The organism is Micrococcus sp. ACRRV (genome assembly GCF_022346985.1).
In the GTDB taxonomy this organism is placed as follows: Bacteria; Actinomycetota; Actinomycetes; order Actinomycetales; family Micrococcaceae; genus Micrococcus; species Micrococcus porci.
Window position 1 is genome coordinate 15,429 of record NZ_JAKRNH010000016.1, and the last position, 18,260, is coordinate 33,688.

15 protein-coding genes, 1 tRNA gene, 1 pseudogene and 2 riboswitches are annotated in these 18,260 nt (G+C 74.5%); of the genes and pseudogenes, 7 read left to right on the top strand and 10 right to left on the bottom strand.

The window, feature by feature from the left end; translation table 11 throughout:
- Window positions 1-31: 31 nt before the first annotated feature.
- Window positions 32-4,114 (bottom strand): ATP-dependent RNA helicase HrpA, encoded by a 4,083-nt coding sequence (gene hrpA, locus MHY29_RS03070; protein ID WP_239238185.1) that lies wholly within the window; start codon window positions 4,112-4,114, stop codon window positions 32-34.
- A 105-nt stretch (window positions 4,115-4,219) separates the two neighbouring features.
- On the opposite strand from hrpA, the gene putP reads away from it, so the two are divergent.
- A complete protein-coding gene (gene putP / locus MHY29_RS03075) occupies window positions 4,220-5,830 on the top strand; it encodes a sodium/proline symporter PutP (protein WP_239238186.1) in 1,611 nt (536 codons plus the stop codon).
- 101 nt (window positions 5,831-5,931) lie between these two features.
- On the opposite strand, the gene MHY29_RS03080 is transcribed toward putP, so the two are convergent.
- From MHY29_RS03080 to MHY29_RS03100, 5 genes are all read right to left on the bottom strand, one after another.
- Complete coding sequence (locus tag MHY29_RS03080) at window positions 5,932-7,395, bottom strand: NAD-dependent succinate-semialdehyde dehydrogenase (protein ID WP_370643430.1); 1,464 nt, start codon at window positions 7,393-7,395, stop codon at window positions 5,932-5,934.
- Window positions 7,396-7,413: 18 nt separating this feature from the next.
- On the bottom strand, window positions 7,414-8,097 hold the full coding sequence (locus tag MHY29_RS03085) for a DNA-3-methyladenine glycosylase I (protein WP_239238188.1): 684 nt from the start codon (window positions 8,095-8,097) through the stop codon (window positions 7,414-7,416).
- A 93-nt stretch (window positions 8,098-8,190) separates the two neighbouring features.
- Window positions 8,191-8,790 (bottom strand): hypothetical protein, encoded by a 600-nt coding sequence (locus MHY29_RS03090; RefSeq protein WP_224355253.1) that lies wholly within the window; start codon window positions 8,788-8,790, stop codon window positions 8,191-8,193.
- Between the two features lie 38 nt (window positions 8,791-8,828).
- On the bottom strand, window positions 8,829-10,652 hold the full coding sequence (gene thiC / locus MHY29_RS03095; RefSeq protein WP_239238189.1) for a phosphomethylpyrimidine synthase ThiC: 1,824 nt from the start codon (window positions 10,650-10,652) through the stop codon (window positions 8,829-8,831).
- A riboswitch (TPP riboswitch) is annotated at window positions 10,649-10,763 on the bottom strand. (Overlaps the previous gene by 4 nt.)
- A gap of 62 nt (window positions 10,764-10,825) precedes the next feature.
- Entirely contained in the window at window positions 10,826-11,983 is a 1,158-nt protein-coding gene (locus tag MHY29_RS03100; protein WP_239238190.1) for a hypothetical protein, read from the bottom strand.
- Between the two features lie 73 nt (window positions 11,984-12,056).
- Here MHY29_RS03100 and thiD point away from each other — a divergent pair, with 73 nt between their 5' ends.
- Entirely contained in the window at window positions 12,057-12,896 is an 840-nt protein-coding gene (gene thiD / locus MHY29_RS03105) for a bifunctional hydroxymethylpyrimidine kinase/phosphomethylpyrimidine kinase (protein WP_239238191.1), read from the top strand.
- A gap of 14 nt (window positions 12,897-12,910) precedes the next feature.
- Here thiD and MHY29_RS03110 read toward each other — a convergent pair whose 3' ends face one another.
- Window positions 12,911-13,135 carry a hypothetical protein gene (locus MHY29_RS03110; RefSeq protein ID WP_180537243.1) on the bottom strand — a complete coding sequence of 75 codons (225 nt, stop codon included), beginning with the start codon at window positions 13,133-13,135 and terminating at the stop codon, window positions 12,911-12,913.
- Between the two features lie 70 nt (window positions 13,136-13,205).
- On the opposite strand from MHY29_RS03110, the gene MHY29_RS03115 reads away from it, so the two are divergent.
- A complete protein-coding gene (locus MHY29_RS03115) occupies window positions 13,206-13,538 on the top strand; it encodes a hypothetical protein (RefSeq protein WP_239238192.1) in 333 nt (110 codons plus the stop codon).
- A gap of 36 nt (window positions 13,539-13,574) precedes the next feature.
- On the opposite strand, the gene MHY29_RS03120 is transcribed toward MHY29_RS03115, so the two are convergent.
- Window positions 13,575-13,650: transfer RNA gene (locus MHY29_RS03120), tRNA-Arg, on the bottom strand.
- A gap of 86 nt (window positions 13,651-13,736) precedes the next feature.
- Window positions 13,737-14,480 (bottom strand): thiamine phosphate synthase, encoded by a 744-nt coding sequence (thiE, locus tag MHY29_RS03125; RefSeq protein WP_239238193.1) that lies wholly within the window; start codon window positions 14,478-14,480, stop codon window positions 13,737-13,739.
- Between the two features lie 21 nt (window positions 14,481-14,501).
- Window positions 14,502-14,632, top strand: a riboswitch (TPP riboswitch).
- On the opposite strand from thiE, the gene MHY29_RS03130 reads away from it, so the two are divergent.
- The 4 genes from MHY29_RS03130 to MHY29_RS03145 all read left to right on the top strand — a co-directional run bounded on the left by MHY29_RS03130 (window position 14,626) and on the right by MHY29_RS03145 (window position 18,046).
- Window positions 14,626-15,789, top strand: a complete 1,164-nt coding sequence (locus tag MHY29_RS03130; RefSeq protein WP_239238194.1) for an FAD-dependent oxidoreductase — start codon at window positions 14,626-14,628, stop codon at window positions 15,787-15,789. (Overlaps the previous riboswitch by 7 nt.)
- The gene (thiS, locus tag MHY29_RS03135) at window positions 15,786-16,028 is read left to right on the top strand and encodes a sulfur carrier protein ThiS (RefSeq protein ID WP_239238195.1); all 243 of its coding nucleotides are present in this window, start codon (window positions 15,786-15,788) and stop codon (window positions 16,026-16,028) included. Before MHY29_RS03130 ends, thiS begins: the two co-directional genes overlap by 4 nt.
- Before the next feature lie 3 nt (window positions 16,029-16,031).
- Window positions 16,032-16,868, top strand: a complete 837-nt coding sequence (locus tag MHY29_RS03140; protein ID WP_370643431.1) for a thiazole synthase — start codon at window positions 16,032-16,034, stop codon at window positions 16,866-16,868.
- On the top strand, window positions 16,865-18,046 hold the full coding sequence (locus MHY29_RS03145) for a HesA/MoeB/ThiF family protein (RefSeq protein WP_239238196.1): 1,182 nt from the start codon (window positions 16,865-16,867) through the stop codon (window positions 18,044-18,046). The genes MHY29_RS03140 and MHY29_RS03145 overlap by 4 nt, the downstream gene beginning before the upstream one ends.
- Before the next feature lie 22 nt (window positions 18,047-18,068).
- On the opposite strand, the pseudogene MHY29_RS03150 reads toward MHY29_RS03145, so the two are convergent.
- A pseudogene (locus tag MHY29_RS03150) lies at window positions 18,069-18,260 on the bottom strand (metal-dependent hydrolase); the annotation flags it as partial.

Sequence of the window (18,260 nt, forward strand, 5' to 3'; positions counted from 1 at the left end):
GGGCCCGCCCCTCCGGGCGGGCCCGTCGGCGTCAGCCCTGCCTCGCCTGCGCCAGGGCCTGGCGGACGCGCTTCTCCGACACGGAGACGGCCGTGCCCAGCTCCTGCGCGAAGTAGGACACCCGCAGCTCTTCGAGGAGCCACCGCACCCGCTCCAGCTCGGCCGGCACCGGCGTGCCCGGGAACCGGCTGCGGTGCGCGGTGACGGCGGCGTCGAACTCGTCCTCGAGGCCCTGCACCACGGCCATGTGCTGGCCGTCGCGTTGCAGGTGACCGCCGGCGTCGAGCTTGTCCAGGCGCGCCAGCATGCCCTGCACGTAGCGGGGGAGGTGCTGCAGCTGCTGCCAGCCGGTCGCGGCCAGGAAGCCGGGGAACACGAGCTGCTCCAGGTGCGCCTGGACGTCGGACTTCGCCGGGGCCATGGCCAGGGACACGCCGCCCTTGAGGCGGCGGCGGACCTCCGCGGCCCGGGACAGCACCTGCTCCACGAGGGCGGTGACGGCGAAGACCGTGTCGATCAGGTCGGCCCGGACGCGGTCGAACAGCGCCCGGAACCCCACCTCCGTGAACGGCAGGTCGGTGCCCACCAGCCGGTCGACGGCCACGTGGGTGGCGTCCCGCACGAGCGACTCCACGGAGCCGTGCGGGTTCTGCGTGAAGGTCAGCTTCTCCTTGTTGTCCAGGTGGTCCAGGACGTACCGGTGTGTGCTCGGCAGCGTGGCCAGCAGCAGCGCGATCACACCGGCGCGGTGCCAGGCCGCCTGGTCCTGCGCCGAGCGCGCGACGACGAGACCCGCCGCCGGAGACCCGTCCGCCGTGGTCTCGGGGATCAGGGAGGGGTAGCCGGTGATCGCGGGGCCGCGGTCGCCGGGGGCGGTGGTGATCTGCCGCGGGACCTCGCCGACGGTCCAGGAGGTCAGCCCGTGCCGCTCGCGGAAGGCGGGAGCGCCGTCGGCGGTCCGGGACGGGCCGGGGCGGCCGGTGTCCGCGGCGGGGCCCCGTGCTCCGCCGTCCCCGCCCTTCGACTCGGTCTTCCCGCGGCCGCGCCCGGCGCCCTGACCCGGGCGGGCGTTGCGCGGGTCGTCCGTGCCGGCGAGGCGGGCGGCGATGGCGGAGCGGTTGGCCTTCGCCAGCCGGGCCTGCAGGGCGGGCAGGTCCTGCCCGGCGCCCATGACCGCGCCGCGGGCGTCCACCACGCGGTAGTCCATGCGCAGGTGGTCCGGGACCGCGTCCAGCCGCCACAGCTCGGGCTCGACGACCGCCCCGCGGACGCGCCGCACGGCGGAGGAGAGGGCCGCGGGCAGCTCGTCCCGGAGCGGGTCGGCGTGCGCGTCGAGGTCCTCCACGAGGAGACGGGCGACGTCCGGGGCCGGGACGAGGTTCTTGCGCACGGCCTTGGGCAGCGCCTTGATGAGGGCGGTCACGAGCTCCCCCCGCAGGCCGGGCACCAGCCAGGCGAACGGGCCGGGAGCGACCTCGTTGAGCAGCAGGATGGGGACGGCCACCGTGACGCCGTCCGTGCCGGAGGCGCCCGTCGGGTCGTAGGTGTAGTCCAGCGCCAGGTCGGCGTCCCCGCCGGGCAGCGGGTATCGGAAGGCCGTGGGGAAGGCGTCCGTGTCCAGCTCGTCGGCGTCTTGGGTGAGCAGGGCGTCCAGGTCCAGGTCCAGCAGGTCCGGCGTCTCCTGGCGGGCCTTCTTCCACCACGCGTCGAAGTGCCGCTCGGAGACGACGTTCGCGGGGACCCGCGCGTCGTAGAAGGCGAACAGCTCCTCGTCGCCCACGCGCAGGTCGCGGCGGCGCAGGCGCGTCTCCAGCTCGTCGACCTCCTCCAGGAGCCTCCGGTTGCGGGCGAAGAAGCGGTGCCGGGTGCGCCAGTCGCCCTCCACGAGGGCGTGCCGCAGGAACAGCTCGCGGGAGAGCACCGGGTCGATCCGGCCGTAGCGCACGCTGCGCTCGGGCACGATCGTCACCCCGAACAGGGTCACCTTCTCCATCGCGACGGCGGCTCCGGCCTTCCGGGACCAGTGCGGCTCGGCGTAGGAGCGCAGCACGAGGTCCCCGGCGACCTCCTCGATCCACTCCGGCTCGATCCGCGCGACGGTGCGCGCCCAGAGCCGGGAGGTCTCCACGAGCTCGGCGGCCATCACGAAGGGGTGGCGCTTCTTGAACAGGGCGGAGCCCGGGAACACCGCGAACCGGGTGTTCCGGGCGCCCTGGTACTCGCGGCGACGCTCGTCGTAGGCGCCGATCTGGGAGAGCAGGCCGGTCAGCAGGGACTTGTGGACGTCGTCGTGCTTGCCCACCGGGTCCACCGGACCCGGGTGCACGGGCACGCCCACGTCCTTGGACAGCTGGCGCAGCTGGCGGACGAGGTCCTGCCATTCGTGCACGCGCAGCCAGTTGATGTGCTCGCGGCGGCAGAGCTTGCGGAACTGGCTGCCGGAGAGCTCCCTCTGCTGCTCGCGCAGGTACTCCCAGAGGTTGAGGTACGCGGAGAAGTCCGAGCGGTCGTCGGCGAAGCGGGCGTGGAGCTCGTCCGCGGCCTGGCGCTGCTCCACGGGGCGCTCGCGGGGGTCCTGGATGGTGAGCGCGGCGGCGAGGACCATGACCTCGCGGGTGCAGTCCCGGCGCCCGGACTCCAGGATCATGCGGCCCAGGCGGGGGTCCACGGGCAGCCGGGCCAGGCGGCGGCCGATGTCCGTGATGGTGCCGGCGGCGGACCGGTTCCCGGCCCCCTTGCCCCGGCCGCGTCCGCCCCCGCGCGTCGGCGCGTCGGCGTGGAGGGCGCCGAGCTCGGTGAGGGTGGCGGCGCCGTCGGTGACCTGCCGGGAGTCCGGCGGCTGGACGAACGGGAAGTCCATGACCTCCCGCGGGGTGTCCGCCACGCCGAGGGAGAGCATCTGCAGGATCACCGAGGCCAGGGAGGTGCGCAGGATCTCCGGGTCCGTGAACTCCGGCCGGGACAGGAAGTCCTCCTCGGAGTACAGGCGGATCGCGATGCCGTCGCTCGTGCGGCCGGAGCGGCCCGAGCGCTGGTTGGCGCTGGCCTGGGAGATCCGCTCGATCGGCAGGCGCTGGACCTTGGTGCGGTGCGAGTACCGGGAGATGCGGGCGGTGCCCGTGTCGATCACGTACTTGATGCCCGGCACCGTCAGCGAGGTCTCGGCGACGTTGGTGGCCAGCACGATCCGGCGGCGCACCCCGGCCCCGGCCCGCCCGAACACGCGGTGCTGCTCCGCCATGGACAGGCGCCCGTAGAGCGGCAGCACCTCGGTGCCCGCCAGGCGCGGGGTGGAGGCGACGACGCCCGCCAGGTGATCCGCCGCCTCGCGGATCTCCCGCTCGCCGGGGAAGAACACGAGGATGTCACCGGGGGCCTCGCCGGCCAGCTCCAGCACGGCATCCCCGACCGCGTCGATGGGGTCGCGGGTCTCGGCGTGGTCGTCGGCGTCGTCGTCCGGGTCGTCGGGGGAGGGCTCCTCGGTGAGGGGCCGGTAGCGGATCTCCACCGGGTAGGTGCGGCCCGAGACCTCGATGATGGGGGCGGGCTCGTCCTCGGTGCCGAAGTGCCGGGCGAAGCGCTCCGGGTCGATCGTGGCGGAGGTGATGATCACCTTGAGGTCCGGCCGGCGTGGGAGCAGGCGCTTGAGGTAGCCCAGCAGGAAGTCGATGTTCAGGCTGCGCTCGTGGGCCTCGTCCACGATGATCGCGGAGTACTTCCGCAGGTCCGGGTCGTGGGGGATCTCGGCCAGCAGGATCCCGTCCGTCATGACCTTCACTCGGGTGCGCGTCGAGGTCTGGGCCGTGAAACGCACCTGGTAGCCCACGGTCCGGCCGACGTCCTCGCCGAGCTCCTCGGCGATGCGCTCCGCCACGGAGCGGGCCGCGATGCGCCGCGGCTGGGTGTGGCCCACGACGCCGGCCTCGCCCAGCCCGAGCGCCAGCAGCATCTTGGGCAGCTGCGTCGTCTTGCCCGAGCCGGTCTCGCCGGCCACGATCACCACCTGGTTCTCGCGGACCGCGTCCATGATCTCCTCGCGCCGTTCGGCCACGGGCAGGTGCGCGGGGAAGGTGATGACGGGGGCGGCCGCGGGCGGCTGAGGGAAGTCGGTCATGGCGCGGACCAGTCTACGGGCGAGGGGGCCGGGCGACCCCGACGTCGTGCGCCGGCTCTGTGACGTGCGACATGAGCCCCTCCTGCCCTGTGGAATCATGCCCGCATGGACTCCAACACCGCCTTCCTCCTGGCGGCCATCGGGCTGTACTTCGTGGCGATGATCGCCATCGGCCTGTACGCCGCACGCAGGAACAACGACCTCGACGACTACATGCTCGCGGGACGCGACATGAAGCCCGGCGTGGCGGCACTGTCCGCCGGCGCCTCGGACATGTCCGGCTGGCTGCTCATGGGCCTGCCCGGCGCCGTCTACGCCTCCGGCCTGATCGAGGGGTGGATGGCGATCGGCCTGATCGTCGGCGCCTGGGTCAACTGGAAGGTGGTGGCCCCGCGGCTGCGCTCCTACACGGAGGTCGCCGGCGACTCGATCACCATCCCCACCTTCCTGGAGAACCGGTTCAAGGACCACACCCACATCCTGCGCATCGTGGCGGGCCTGATCATCCTGGTGTTCTTCACCTTCTACGTCTCCTCCGGCATGGTGGCCGGCGGCAAGTTCGTGGAGTCCACGTTCGGCCCGGACTCGATCTACGCGCAGGGCGTGAGCGTCAACTACCTCACCGGCATGGTCGTGGTGGCGGGCATCACCGTCCTGTACACGCTGTTCGGCGGGTTCCTGGGCGCGTCGCTGACGGACGTGGCCCAGGGCGTGCTCATGTTCCTGGCGCTCCTCGTGGTCCCCGTGGCCGTGATCGCCACCATGGGGGGCTGGGACCAGGTCCTCGAGGGGATCCGCGCGGCCGACGCCGCCGTCGGGCCCGAGGCCGACCGCTTCTCCCTGTTCCAGAACGCCACGCTGATCGGCGTGCTGTCCTCGCTGGCCTGGGGCCTGGGCTACTTCGGCCAGCCGCACATCATCGTGCGCTTCATGGCGCTGCGGACCCCTCAGGACGCGGCCGCCGCCCGCCGCATCGGCATCGGCTGGATGGTGCTGTCCGTGTTCGGCGCCGTCATGGTCGGCTTGGTGGGCCTGGCCTACTTCCAGGCGAACCCGGGCACCGAGCTGAACGACCCCGAGACGGTGTTCCTGGTGCTCGCGTCCATCCTGTTCCACCCCTTCGTGGCGGGCCTCGTGCTCGCCGCCGTCCTCGCGGCCATCATGTCGACGCTCTCCTCACAGCTGATCGTGTGCTCCTCGGCGCTCGTGGAGGACCTCTACATGCTCCGCGGACGCCGGGGCTCCCCGCGCACCATGGTCTGGCTCGGCCGCATCGGCGTGCTCGTCGTGGCGCTCATCGCCGGCCTGCTGGCCCTCAACCCGGACGCCAGCGTCCTGGAGCTCGTCTCCTTCGCCTGGGCCGGCTTCGGCGCGGCCTTCGGCCCGGTCATCCTCCTGGCCCTGTACTGGGAGCGCTTCACCTCGTGGGGCGCCATGGCCGCGATGGTCGTCGGCGCGGCGGTGGCCTGGTTCTGGTCCACGGCCTCCGCGGACACGTGGGACTGGTTCGGCCTCTACGAGCTGCTGCCGGGCTTCGTGGCGGCGCTGGCCGCGGGCGTCGTGGTCTCGCGGCTCACGCGCCGTCCGGACCACGTGCAGGAGCACATCAGCGGCGAGTTCACGGGCGCGGCCGACATCGTCGCCGGCCGCGAGCCCACCGCGCTCACCGGTTCCACCGGCGCCGTGGGCGGGTCCACCGCGGCCCCGCGCGCCTGACCGGCCCACCCTGGACAGCCGGAACGGCCCCCGGCCCGGATCTCCGGGGCGGGGGCCGTCGCCGTGCGGGGTGCGGCACCGCGGGCGGGTGCGGGGCCGGCTCAGCCCTGCAGGTCGCCCTTGACCGCGTAGAGGCGCTTGTTGGCGAACTCGTCCACGGCGAACGGGCCGAGCTCGCGGCCGAAGCCCGAGCGCTTGACGCCGCCGAAGGGCAGGTTGGCCCCCTGGGCGGAGGGCAGGTTCACGTTGGCCATGCCCACCTCGAGCTGCTCGGCCACGCGCTTGGCCTCGTCCAGGTCCGTGGAGAACACGGCGCCGCCCAGGCCGTACTGGGAGTCGTTGGCCAGGGCGACGGCCTCCTCGGCGGAGGACACCTTGTAGACCACGGAGGCCATGCCGAACAGCTCCTGCGAGTAGGCCGGGTTCTCCTGGTCCACGTCCGTGATCACGGCGGGGGAGACGTAGAAGCCCTCGCCGGAGGGGCCGGAGAGGCGCTCGCCGCCCACGACGGTGGCGCCGGCCTCCTTGGCGTCCCGGATCTGGGTGGCGAGGCCGTCCGCGGCGGACTCCGAGGAGAGGGGTCCGTAGACGTCTTCGTCACGGGAGGTCGGATCGCCGGGCTTCAGTGCCGTGGACTGCTTGACGAGCTCGTCCACGAACTCGTCGTACAGGTCCTCCATGACGATCATGCGCTTGTTGGAGTTGCAGGCCTGGCCCCAGTTGCCCATGCGGGTCTGCAGGGCCTCGCGGGCGGCCTGGCGGGCATCGGGCGCGGAGAGGACGATGTACGGGTCCGAGCCGCCGAGCTCCAGCACGCACTTCTTGAGGTGGCGGCCGGCCTGCTCTGCGATGGACGCGCCGGCGCGCTCCGAGCCGGTCAGGGAGACACCCTGCACGCGCGGGTCCGCGATGATCGTGGAGATCTGATCGTGGGTGGCGTACAGGTTCTGGTACACGCCCGCCGGGAGCCCGGCCTCCTCGAAGAGGTCCTGCAGCAGCTGGGCGGTCTGCGGGTTGATCTCGGAGTGCTTGAGCAGGATGGTGTTGCCGAGCACGAGGTTGGGCGCCGCGAAGCGGGCCACCTGGTACACGGGGAAGTTCCACGGCATGACGCCGAGCAGCGGGCCGAGCGGCAGCTTCTCGAGGAAGGCCTCCTGGCCCGAGAAGTCCTTGATCGGCTGGTCCTCCAGCAGCTCCTCGGCGTTGTCCGCGTAGTACGCGAAGATCTGGGCGCTGAAGCGCACCTCGCCGATCGCGCCGCCGAGGGACTTGCCCATCTCGGTGGTGATGAGTGCGGCGATGTCCTTGGAGCGCTCGGCGAGCAGCTCGGAGATGCGCTTGACGACGCCGGCGCGCTCGGCGACCGTCTTCGCCGCCCACTGCTCGTAGGCGGCCTGCGAGGCGGCCAGTGCGTCCTGGACCTGCTGGTCCGTGGCGTTGTCGTACTGCTTGATCAGCTCGCCGGTGGCGGGGTTGATGGTGCGGTATCCCTGGGAGGCGGAGGTCGTGGTGGTCACGATGTCACCCTTTCCTGCTCGGTTCGTCGTTCGAGTTCTGCGTGCCATCGTGCTCGCCGGCCGCCCTCACGCCCAGATCCCAGAGGCCCCTCTTCGCCACGAGCTGACCAGGTGGGTGTCCACGACGCCGGCGGCCTCGAGCAGGGCGAAGCACGTGGTGGGGCCGACGAACCGGCAGCCGCGCGCCTTGAGCGCCTTCGCGAGGGCCGTGGACTCGGGGGAGGCGGACGGCACCTCGCCGATCGTGCGCGGGGTCGGGGTCTGGGCGGGCTGGTGGGCCCAGACGAGGCCCGGCAGTCCGGTGCCGGGACGGTCGCCCTCGCCGTCCCATGCCGGGCCGGCCCCGGGGGAGCCCGGGTGCAGCGGCGCGAAGACCTCGTCCCGGATCCCGACGACGGCCCGCGCGTTGGCGAGGGCCGCGTCGATCTTCCGGCGGTTGCGGATGATCCCGGCGTCCGCCATCAGCGCCTCGACCTCGACCGCGCCGAAGGCCGCGACGGCGTCCGGGTCGAAGCCGGCGAACACCTCCCGGAAGCGCGGCCGCTTGGCCAGCACCGTGCGCCAGCTCAGTCCGGACTGGAAGGCCTCGAGCGTGAGCCGTTCGAAGAGCCCGCGCTCGTCCGTGACGGGCAGCCCCCACTCGGCGTCGTAGTAGTCCCGCAGCAGCGGGTCGGCCGCCGCCCAGGCCGGGCGCGCCCTGCCGTCCGCGCCGAGCACGAGCCCGGCCGCCTCCGAGTTCTCCTCATCCATGCCCCGAGCGTACGAGGTGCCGAGGGCGCGGGCACGGCGGAGGCGGCGGAGCTGTGGAGTGGACGCGGACCCGCGTCCTCTGTGCAGGAGGAGTCAGAGCGCCGCCGGCAGGTTCCTCCAGAACGCCTTCCACGCCGCGGCCTCCTCGGCCGAGGCCGCCCTGGAGTGCGTCGCGACGACGGCGGCCTTGGCCGGCTTCCCCGCCGTCTGCGGCCTGGGCTCGGTCGCCAGCTCCGCGCGGGTGCCGTCGGCGAGCACCGCCCGCCAGAACAGCCGCGTGGCGGTGGCGGACTCGGTGGGCTCCTTCGCCAGGCCCACGCCGCGCAGGGCGCCCCCGTCGGACAGCGCGGCCCGCACCGCCCCGACGGCGCGGGCGTGCACCTCCTCCCGCGTGCCCTCCAGGATGCGGGAGGCGGTGACGGCGAAGGTCCCGTCCGCGCGCTGGCCGGGCCGCCGGCGGCCGATGTGCTGCTCGTAAGCCACGGTGACGCCTTGCGCCCACCACTCGGGGCTGCCCACCTCGGCCGTCTCACCCGAGCGCATCCGCTCCAGGACCAGCCCCACGATCTCCGCGTGCACCGTCAGGTCCCGGGCGCCGCGGGCGTCCAGCCACGCGGCCCAGTCCTCGAAGGTCAGGCCGGTGGCCTCGGCGATGGCGTTCAGGTTCGCACCGCGCGCGGGGGAGGTGCTCATGGCCGGCACCCTGGCCCCCGCGCCGCGGCACGGACCGCTCAGTCCCTCGCGAGCACCGCGTCCCCCTCGGGCCGGCGCAGACTCGGCTCCGGCAGGTACACGGACCCGCCGGCGGCCCGGAACTCCGCGGACTTGGCAGCCATGCCGGCCTCGGCGATCCGCGCCTGCTCGGACTCGCCGCCGAACTCGCTGCGGATGTCCTGGCTGATGCGCATGGAGCAGAACTTCGGCCCGCACATCGAGCAGAAGTGCGCGGTCTTGGCGGGCTCGGCCGGCAGCGTCTCGTCGTGGTATTCCTCGGCGAGCTGCGGGTCCAGGCCGAGGCCGAACTGGTCGCGCCAGCGGAACTCGAAGCGCGCCGTGGACAGCGCGTCGTCGCGGTCGCGGGCGCCGGGGTGGCCCTTGGCGACGTCGGCGGCGTGCGCGGCGATCTTGTAGGTGATCACGCCCGTCTTCACGTCGTCCCGGTTCGGCAGGCCCAGGTGCTCCTTGGGCGTGACGTAGCAGAGCATCGCGGTGCCGTAGCGGGCGATCTCGGTGGCGCCGATGGCCGAGGTGATGTGGTCGTACGCCGGGGCGACGTCCGTGACGAGGGGGCCGAGCGTGTAGAACGGGGCGCCCTTGCACAGCTCCTGCTGGCGCTCCACGTTCTCCCGCACCAGGTGCAGCGGGATGTGGCCGGGGCCCTCCACCATGACCTGCACGTCGTACGCCCACGCCCGCTCCGTCAGCTCGGCCAGCGTGTCGAGCTCGGCGAACTGGGCGGCGTCGTTGGCGTCCGCCACGGAGCCCGGCCGCAGGCCGTCGCCCAGGGAGAACGCGACGTCGTAGCGGGCGAAGATCTCGCAGAGCTCGTCGTAGTTCTCGTAGAGGAAGTTCTCCCTGTGGTGGCCCAGGCACCAGCCGGCCATGATCGAGCCGCCGCGGGAGACGATGCCGGTCACGCGGTCCGCGGACAGCGGCACGTGGCGCAGCAGCACGCCGGCGTGCACGGTCATGTAGTCCACGCCCTGCTCGCACTGCTCGATCACGGTGTCGCGGAAGATCTCCCAGGTCAGGGCCTGGTGGTCGCCGCCGACCTTCTCGAGGGCCTGGTAGATCGGCACGGTGCCGATCGGCACGGGGGAGTTGCGCAGGATCCACTCGCGGGTGGTGTGGATGTCGTCGCCCGTGGACAGGTCCATCACGGTGTCCGCGCCCCAGCGGGTGGCCCACTGCAGCTTCGAGACCTCCTCGGCGATCGACGACGTCACCGCCGAGTTGCCGATGTTCGCGTTGACCTTCACGGCGAACGCCTTGCCGATGATCATCGGCTCCGACTCGGGGTGGTTCACGTTCGCCGGGATGATGGCGCGGCCGGCCGCGACCTCGGAGCGCACCAGCTCCGCGTCCACGCCCTCGCGCAGGGCGACGTAGCGCATCTCCGGGGTGATCTCGCCGCGCCGGGCGTAGTGCATCTGGGTGACGCGCGCGCCCTCCTTGGCGCGCAGCGGGGGGCGGCGCTCGCCGGCCCACTCCTGCGAGGCGGCGCCGCGGCGCACGGCCGAGCGGCCGTCGTCGAGCAGGTCACGCTCGCGGCCCTCGTACTCCTCGACGTCGCCGCGGGCGCGGATCCACTCGGCGCGCTGGGCGGGCAGGCCGCGCTCGGGCACGGAGCCCGGGCCCATGGTGCGGTAGACGGTCAGGGGCGGGTTGGGCGTGCCGTCGGGGGAGTCGTCCTGGTGGACCTCGGTGACGGGCACGCGGATGCCGTGCTCGGCATCCTCGAGCCAGCCCAGACGGTGCGTGGGGTAGTTCTCCTCGGCGACGACCTCGGCCGTCGACTCGGCTGCGGGCAGGGGGGTGCGCTCGGAAACGGACATGGCCGCGGCTCCTTCTTCCTTCGCCGGAATGACCCGGACAGGTTCAGACGGTCTCCGGGCGGCGTCAGCCCGGTCTCAGCCCCGTGCCGTGGGGCTCCCGTGGGATGCGAGCGACCCTAGCACGTCCCCTGTGAGCCCTCACCGCCGTCGGCAGCGGCCATGCGGCGGGCCGCTCAGGCGCGCGCCGCGCGGGCCGCCCGGCGGCGCACCGTGGTGCGCTCGACGATCCACGTCACGATGAGCATCACGATGATGACGAGGCCGGCGTAGCCGAGGACGGGGTAGACGGTGCCCACGAGGTCGGAGAAGCCGACGCTCGAGAGCAGGGTGGCGGCCAGGGCCGTGACGACGGCGATGGCCCAGCCCGGCACGCGGCGCATCGAGGACAGCAGGGCGATGCGCTCCACACCGCCGTACAGGCATGAGACCGCCGTCGTGAACTGCGCCAGCAGCAGGACGACCGTGTACAGCAGGGCGGCCCAGCCGCCGATCATCGCGGCCAGCTCGACCATGGGCAGCTCGGCGCGGCCGATCAGCTGGGCATGGGCGGTCATCGCGGCCATCACCGCGCCGGCCATCACCACGAGGCCCAGTGCCCCGAGCCCGGCCCCGGCGACGAGGGAGCGGCCCGACGAGGAGCTCTCCTCGCCGATCGGGGCGAGCACCGCGTAGGCCAGCTGGATGTTGAACGCCACGTACAGCACGCCCGAGAGCCACCACTGGTTGATCAGCGGGGACGAGGTCACGAGCGCGGCGACGTCGTCCACCGCGGCCCCCGGGTTCGCCAGCCCCCACACCGCGACGCCGACGGCGACCACGATGATCAGGGGGACCACCACGGCCTGGACGCGCACGAGGCCCGTGATGCCGGCCAGCACCGAGACCACGCAGACGGCCGCCATCACCAGCGAGCCCACGAGCGAGGGCAGCCCGAACGCGGTGTGCACCGCCGCCCCGGCCCCGGCCAGCATGATCACCAGCGTCCCCAGCAGGGACGTGGTGATGCACAGGTCCGCGAACCAGGTGGGCACGCGCGACGTCGTGGGGTTCACGATCCGGTGGATGTCCGTGGTCCGCAGCTTCTGCGCCAGCCGCAGCACGATCACCGCGAGCAGGAAGAACAGCGCGCCGGCGATCACGAGCGCCCCCGTGCCGCCCCAGAGACCGAAGCTCACGAAGTACTGCAGGATCTCGTTGCCCGAGGCGTACCCGGCGCCGATGGTGGTGCCGATGAACGTGGCGGCGATCCCGAGCGGGGAGGTTGGCCGCAGCGGCGCCGACTCCTCGGCTCGGCCGGGGTGCGCGGGAGAGCTCTCTGTGACGTGGGACATGCGACTACATTCTCATGGACGGGATCGGCCCGGCCCGGGCGGCCGATCCGCCCCGACCCGAAGGAGCCCCCGCATGACCTCCGCCGTCCCCCGCGTGCTCAGCATCGCCGGCTCCGACTCCGGCGGCGGCGCCGGTGTCCAGGCCGACTTGAAGACCATCGCCGCGTGGGGCGGCTACGGGATGACCGCGATCACCGCGATCACCGCCCAGAACACGCAGGGCGTGCAGGCCGTCCACCCGCTGCCGGTGGACGTGGTGCGCGCCCAGCTCGACTCGGTCGCCGCCGACATCGCCGTGGACGCCGTGAAGATCGGCATGCTCGGCACGGTGGAGCTCATGCGGGCCGTCGCCGGCTGGCTCGAGGAGACCCGACCCGCCGTCGTCGTGCTGGACCCGGTCATGGTGGCCTCGAGCGGGGACGCCCTCACCACGGCGGGCGACGACAACGGGCGCGCCGCGTGGGCCCGGCTGCTGCGGGCGGCGCACCTGGTGACCCCCAACATGCCCGAGCTGGCCCGGCTGACCGGGCGGGACGCGACGGACTGGGACGCCGCCCTCGACGCGGCCCGGGGCCTGGCCGCCGAGCACGACGTGACGGTCCTGCTCAAGGGCGGGCACCTGGACGAGGCCGAGGCGGCGGAGGTGCCGGACGCCGTCGTGCGCGTGGACGGGGCCGTGCACGAGGTGCGCGGCCCGCGCGTGACGACCCGCGCCTCGCACGGCACCGGCTGCACCCTCTCCTCGGCCCTGGCCACGCTGGCCGGCGCGGGCCTGAGCTGGGAGGACGCGCTCGAGCGGGCCAAGCCGTGGCTGGCCGACGCGATGCGGGCGGGGGAGGCCCTCGCGGTCGGGGACGCCTCGCGGCCGACGTGGCACGGGCCCGTCGACCACGGTCACGCGCAGCGGGGCTGAGGCGAGGCGTCCGCTCAGTCGCGGCGCCGCCGGGCCCGGGACTCCCGCCACGACGACCACGCGAACTGTGCCGCCCAGAGCAGGGCGAGGCCCGCGGCCATGAAGCCGACGGTGAAGAGCGCGCTGGAGGCGTCGCCGCCGAGGACCAGATCGCCCAGGCCGAAGAACAGCGCGGTCGGGAGTGCGATCACGAGGAGACCCGCGAGGGTGATGAGGACGATGAGGGAGGCCCGTTTCATGGCTCAGGATCATGACACAGCACGTCGAGGCGGGGCCGAGGGCCGGACCGGGCCACCGCCGTCCCCGGCCGTGCGCATCGCGCTGTGGGCGCCGGCCGGCTGGGTGGTGCTGCTCGCGGCGCTGGTGATCGCCGGACCCGTCCTGCCCGTGCCGACGGCGGTGGCCCTCGGGGCGTGGGCCGTCTCGCTGGTCCTCCCGCTGGCGGCGCTGCCCGCGCTGTGGCCTCGGCCGGTGGCTGTCAGGCGGCCCGGACCCGTCGTGGCCTACGCGGTCCTGGCCGTGCTGCGCTGCGTGCTCTTCGCGTGGGACCGCAGCGTGGACGCGTTCTATCCGGCCGCGCCCCTGGACGTCGGGTTGTGCCTCGGCATGGTCCTGGCCGCCCGCCGGCTCCCCCGGGGATGACGACGGGCGGCCACCCGAAGGTGACCGCCCGGTCTGTGGTGCCCCCGGCAGGATTCGAACCTGCGGCCTTCTGCTCCGGAGGCAGACGCTCTATCCCCTGAGCTACGGAGGCGGGGGTCGCGACGCGTCGAGCGCGTTGCGGACTCGTCGACTCTACACCATCAGGACGGCCCGTCCGTGACCTCCCCACGGGGCACGTCAGCCGGGCAGGCCCGCGCGCAGCGTCCGGGCCGCCGCCTCGGGGTCGGCCGCCTGCGTCACGGCCCGCACCACCACGATGCGCCCCGCGCCGGCCGCGCGGACCTCGGGCAGCCGCTCCGCGTCGACGCCGCCGATGGCGAACCACGGCCGTGCCCCCGCCGGGTCCTCCGCGTCCAGGCGCGCGGCGAGGGTTGGCAGCCCCAGTCCGACGGCGGCCCGGCCCGGCTTCGTGGGCGTCGCCCACACCGGTCCCGTGCAGAAGTAGTCCAGGCCGTCCTCCGCGCGGGCGGCGCGTACGTGGTCCGGGGTGTGGCACGAGCGGCCGAGCACCACGTTCGGGCCCAGCAGGGCGCGGCACTGCGCGGTGGTCAGGTCGGTCTGGCCGGTGTGGAACACGTCCACCCCGGCCAGGGCGGCGACGTCGGCGCGATCGTTGGCGGCCGAGAGCGCCCCGTGCTCCCGGGCCAGCGGGATGAGCACGGCGAACGCGGCCAGCTCGACCGCCACGTCCACGGCCTTGTCCCGCACCTGGATCAGGTCCACCCCGCCGCGGAACGCCGCCGCGCAGAAGCCCCCGAACGCGGCCGTGTCGAGCGTGCCGTCCGGGCGCAGGAACCGCTGCAGGTCGGTGCAGACGTACAGCCGGGAGGCGGCGAGGCGGGCGCGGCGGCCCGCGCCGGGGCCGGTGTCGCCGTCGTCGCGGCCGGCCGCGGTCATCAGGAGCGGATCGGGGGAGTGCATGCGCCCACTGTGGCAGACTGGCCGCAGTTCCATGGGAGCCCGGGCCGCACACGCCGGGCTGAGAGGGCCGCAGGGGCGCACCGCGCCGGCGCGGCCGACCATCACCACTCGATGCGGGTCATGCCGCCGTGAGGAGGACCGGTCCGTGCACGTGGCCGTCGTCGGGGCCGGGATCATCGGCCTCACCGCCGCCGTGCGTCTGCGCGCGGCAGGCCACGCCGTCACCCTGATCGCCCCCGAACTGGACACCGCCGGGCGCCCACACGCCGTGGCCGGCGCCACCCACGCCGCCGCGGGCATGCTCGCCCCGCTCGCCGAGACGCAGTTCAGCCAGGACGCGCTCGCCCCGCTGCTGCAGGCCGGCTGGAAGGGCTGGCCCCTGCTCGTGGATCTGCTCGCCGGCTTCTCCGACGTCGGGACCGGCTTCCGCGCCGAGGGCTCGTGGATCGTGGCGGCGGATCCCTCGGACGTGCTCGCGTGGGAGCACGTGCTCGCGCACGCGTCCGCGCTCGGCCGCCGGGTGGAGCCCGTCGCCGTCCGCGCCCTGCGCCGGGCCGAGCCCGCGCTGGCCCCCGGCCTGGCCGCGGGCTTCGACGCCCCGGACGACCACCAGGTCGACCCCCGCCGGGCGGCCGCGGCCTGCCTGGCGGCCCTCGTGGCCGAGGCCGGTCCCGACGGCGGCCCCCTGCCCGCCGGCGCCGGCCCCGCCGCCCGCCTCGTGTCCGGCACGGTCACGTCCACCGACCCGGTGGGCTCCGGCGTGGGGCTCACGCTCGAGTCGGGGGCGGCGATCGACGCGGACGCCGCCGTGCTGGCTGCCGGCCTGGGGCACCGGGGCATCGGCGGGGCGGCCACCGCCGAGGTGCCGCTGCGCCCCGTCCACGGGGATGTGCTGCGCCTGCGCGTGCGGCCCGAGCAGCTGCTGCCGGGGGAGGACCACCTGATCACCCGCACGGTCCGCGGTCTCGTCCACGGCCGGCAGGTCTACCTGGTGCCCCGCGCGGACGGGACCCTCGTGGTCGGCGCGTCGGCCCGCGAGGACGGCCTCGCCGGCACGTCGGCCGGGTCCGTCCTCGACCTGCTGGCCGACGCCGCCGCGATCCTTCCCGCCGTGCGCGAGTGCGAGCTCGCCGAGGTCACCACCGCCGCCCGCCCCGGCACCCCCGACGACGCCCCGCGGGTCGAGGTCGTGCCGGGCGCCCCGGTCGTCGTGGCCACCGGCTTCCACCGCCACGGGATCCTGCTCGCGCCGTGGGCGGCCGGGCGAGTTCTCGACCTGCTGACCGCCCTGCCGAAGGAGACCGCATGAGCACCCTCACCCTGACCCTCAACGGGGAACCCGCCGAGCTGGACGGGCCCACCGTGCGCGACGTCGTCGAGCACGTGACGGGACGCACGGTCCGCGACGACGGCGCCGCCGCTGACGGGCGACGACTCGGCGTGGCCGTGGCCGTGGACGGTGAGGTCGTGCCCCGCTCGGCATGGGCCGCCCGGACGCTGGCCGGCGGCGAGGCCGTCGAGGTCGTCACCGCGGTGCAGGGGGGCTGAGCGGTGGCGCCGCACGACACGACCGAACGCCGCCGCGCCCGGGAGGCGTCGACCGCCGTCCCGCCCCTGCGGATCGGCGGCTACGAGCTGTCCTCCCGCCTGATCATGGGCACCGGCGGCATCACGGACCTCGCCGCGCTGGAGGGCGCGCTGGTCGCCTCGGAGACGACCCTCACGACCGTGGCCCTGCGCCGCTGGTCCACCGACGCCCGCGACGGGCTGATCGCCCTGCTGGACCGGCTCGGCATCGACGTGCTCCCCAACACCGCCGGCTGCCGCACCGCCCGGGACGCCGTCCTCACCGCGCGTCTGGGCCGGGAGGCGCTGGAGACCGAGCTCGTCAAGGTCGAGGTCATCGCCGACGACCGCACCCTGCTGCCCGACGTCGTCGAGACCCTGGATGCCACGGAGCAGCTGGCCGCCGCCGGGTTCACCGTGCTGGCCTACACCTCGGACGACCCGGCCATGGCCCTGCGCCTGGAGCACGCGGGTGCCGCCGCGGTCATGCCCCTGGGCTCGCCCATCGGCTCGGGGCTGGGCATCCTCAACCGCGCACACCTGGAGCTGATCGTCTCGCGCGCCTCCGTGCCGATCGTGCTCGACGCCGGCGTGGGCACCGCCTCGGACGTCGCCCTGGCCATGGAGGCCGGCTGCGACGCCGTCCTGGCGGCCTCCGCCATCACCCGCGCCGCCGAGCCCGCCCGCATGGCGCACGCCTGCCGCCTCGCGCTCGAGGCCGGCTACCACGCGCACCGGGCCGGGCGCATCCCGCGTCGGCTCCACGCCCTGGCGTCCTCCCCGATGGCCGGGCGGATCGGCGGAGCCGAGGAGCGGGCGTGAGCCGGCCGGCGGGGGAGCCGCTCGTCCCCGAGGACCGGGCGCCGCACTCGCTGGATGAGCTCTCCGACACCCAGCTGCAGCGCTTCGCCCGGCACCTGGGCCTGGCCGGCTTCGGCCCGGAGGCGCAGCTGCGGCTGCTCCGCGCCCGCGTGCTCGTCGTCGGCGCGGGCGGGCTCGGCGCCCCCGTGCTCACCTACCTGGCGGCCGCGGGGGTGGGGGAGGTGCACGTCGTCGACGACGACGTGGTGGACCGCTCGAACCTGCACCGCCAGGTGATCCACGTCGAGGCCGACCTCGGCCGTCCCAAGACCGCCTCGGCCGCCGAGACGATGCGCGGGCTGCACCCGGAGATCCGCGTGGTGGAGCACCGGCAGCGGCTCGCCGCGGCGAACGCGCTGGAGCTCGTGGGCGCCGTCGACCTGGTGGTGGACGGCTCGGACAACTACGCCACGCGCTACCTCGTGGCGGACGCCGGCGAGATCGCCGGGGTGCCCGTCGTGTGGGGCGCGATCCTGCGGTTCGCGGGGCAGGTGAGCGTGTTCGCCCCGGGCGGGCCGCTGTACCGGGACGTGTTCCCGGACGAGCCCGAACCCGGCGAGGTGCCCACGTGCGCGCAGGCCGGGGTGCTCGGCGTGCTGCCCGGGATCATCGGCTCCCTCATGGCGGCCGAGGCGGTCAAGCTCCTGGCCGGGGTGGGGGAGCCCCTCACCGGCCGGCTCCTGTCCGTGGACGCCCTCACCATGCGGTTCAGCACCCTGCGCCTGGTGCCGGACCCGGAGCGGACGTCCGTGACGGACCTGTCCGCTCACACCGTGCCGCGGGGCGGGGCGGACCCCGTCGAGTCGGGGGAGATCACCCCGGCCGGGTTGGCCGCCCTGCTCGCCGACCCGGAACGCGCCGCGGCGTTGACCCTCCTCGACGTCCGCGAGGACTGGGAGCGCGGCCTCGCCCGGATCTCGGCGCCCGCCGCAGCGGAGGACCGCCACGTCCGCCTCGACGAGGTGCTCGCCGACCCGGCCGCGCACTCGCCGGAGTCGGGCCGCACCGTGGTGGTCTACTGCGCCGCCGGGGCACGGTCCGCGCGGGCGCGGGAGGCCGTCGTCGCCGCCGCGCCGGAGGCGGCGGACCGCGTGCTCTCCCTGGCCGGCGGCCACGCCGCGTGGGCGGACCGGAACTGACCTCGGCGGCGGCCCCGCCCCGCTACGCGAACGGCCCCGGCAGCGGCCACGCCGCCGGGTCGGCCGCCGCGAGCAGCGCGCGGACGACGGCCGACACCGCCCCCACGACGTAGACGGTGCACGCCGTGGCCACCACCCACTCCCGCCAGGACCCCGCCCGGCCGAGCAGGGGCAGGCGGAACCGCCCGCCGGGGAGCCAGAACGGGGTGGGGAC

What these genes read in the sequence shown, in the direction of transcription:
- hrpA (WP_239238185.1), bottom strand. Translation starts at nt 4,114, where the DNA reads ATGACCGACTTCCCTCAGCCGCCCGCGGCCGCCCCCGTCATCACCTTC.
- putP (WP_239238186.1), top strand. Translation starts at nt 4,220, where the DNA reads ATGGACTCCAACACCGCCTTCCTCCTGGCGGCCATCGGGCTGTACTTC.
- MHY29_RS03080 (WP_370643430.1), bottom strand. Translation starts at nt 7,395, where the DNA reads ATGGCACGCAGAACTCGAACGACGAACCGAGCAGGAAAGGGTGACATC.
- MHY29_RS03085 (WP_239238188.1), bottom strand. Translation starts at nt 8,097, where the DNA reads ATGGATGAGGAGAACTCGGAGGCGGCCGGGCTCGTGCTCGGCGCGGAC.
- MHY29_RS03090 (WP_224355253.1), bottom strand. Translation starts at nt 8,790, where the DNA reads ATGAGCACCTCCCCCGCGCGCGGTGCGAACCTGAACGCCATCGCCGAG.
- thiC (WP_239238189.1), bottom strand. Translation starts at nt 10,652, where the DNA reads ATGTCCGTTTCCGAGCGCACCCCCCTGCCCGCAGCCGAGTCGACGGCC.
- MHY29_RS03100 (WP_239238190.1), bottom strand. Translation starts at nt 11,983, where the DNA reads ATGTCCCACGTCACAGAGAGCTCTCCCGCGCACCCCGGCCGAGCCGAG.
- thiD (WP_239238191.1), top strand. Translation starts at nt 12,057, where the DNA reads ATGACCTCCGCCGTCCCCCGCGTGCTCAGCATCGCCGGCTCCGACTCC.
- MHY29_RS03110 (WP_180537243.1), bottom strand. Translation starts at nt 13,135, where the DNA reads ATGAAACGGGCCTCCCTCATCGTCCTCATCACCCTCGCGGGTCTCCTC.
- thiE (WP_239238193.1), bottom strand. Translation starts at nt 14,480, where the DNA reads ATGCACTCCCCCGATCCGCTCCTGATGACCGCGGCCGGCCGCGACGAC.
- thiS (WP_239238195.1), top strand. Translation starts at nt 15,786, where the DNA reads ATGAGCACCCTCACCCTGACCCTCAACGGGGAACCCGCCGAGCTGGAC.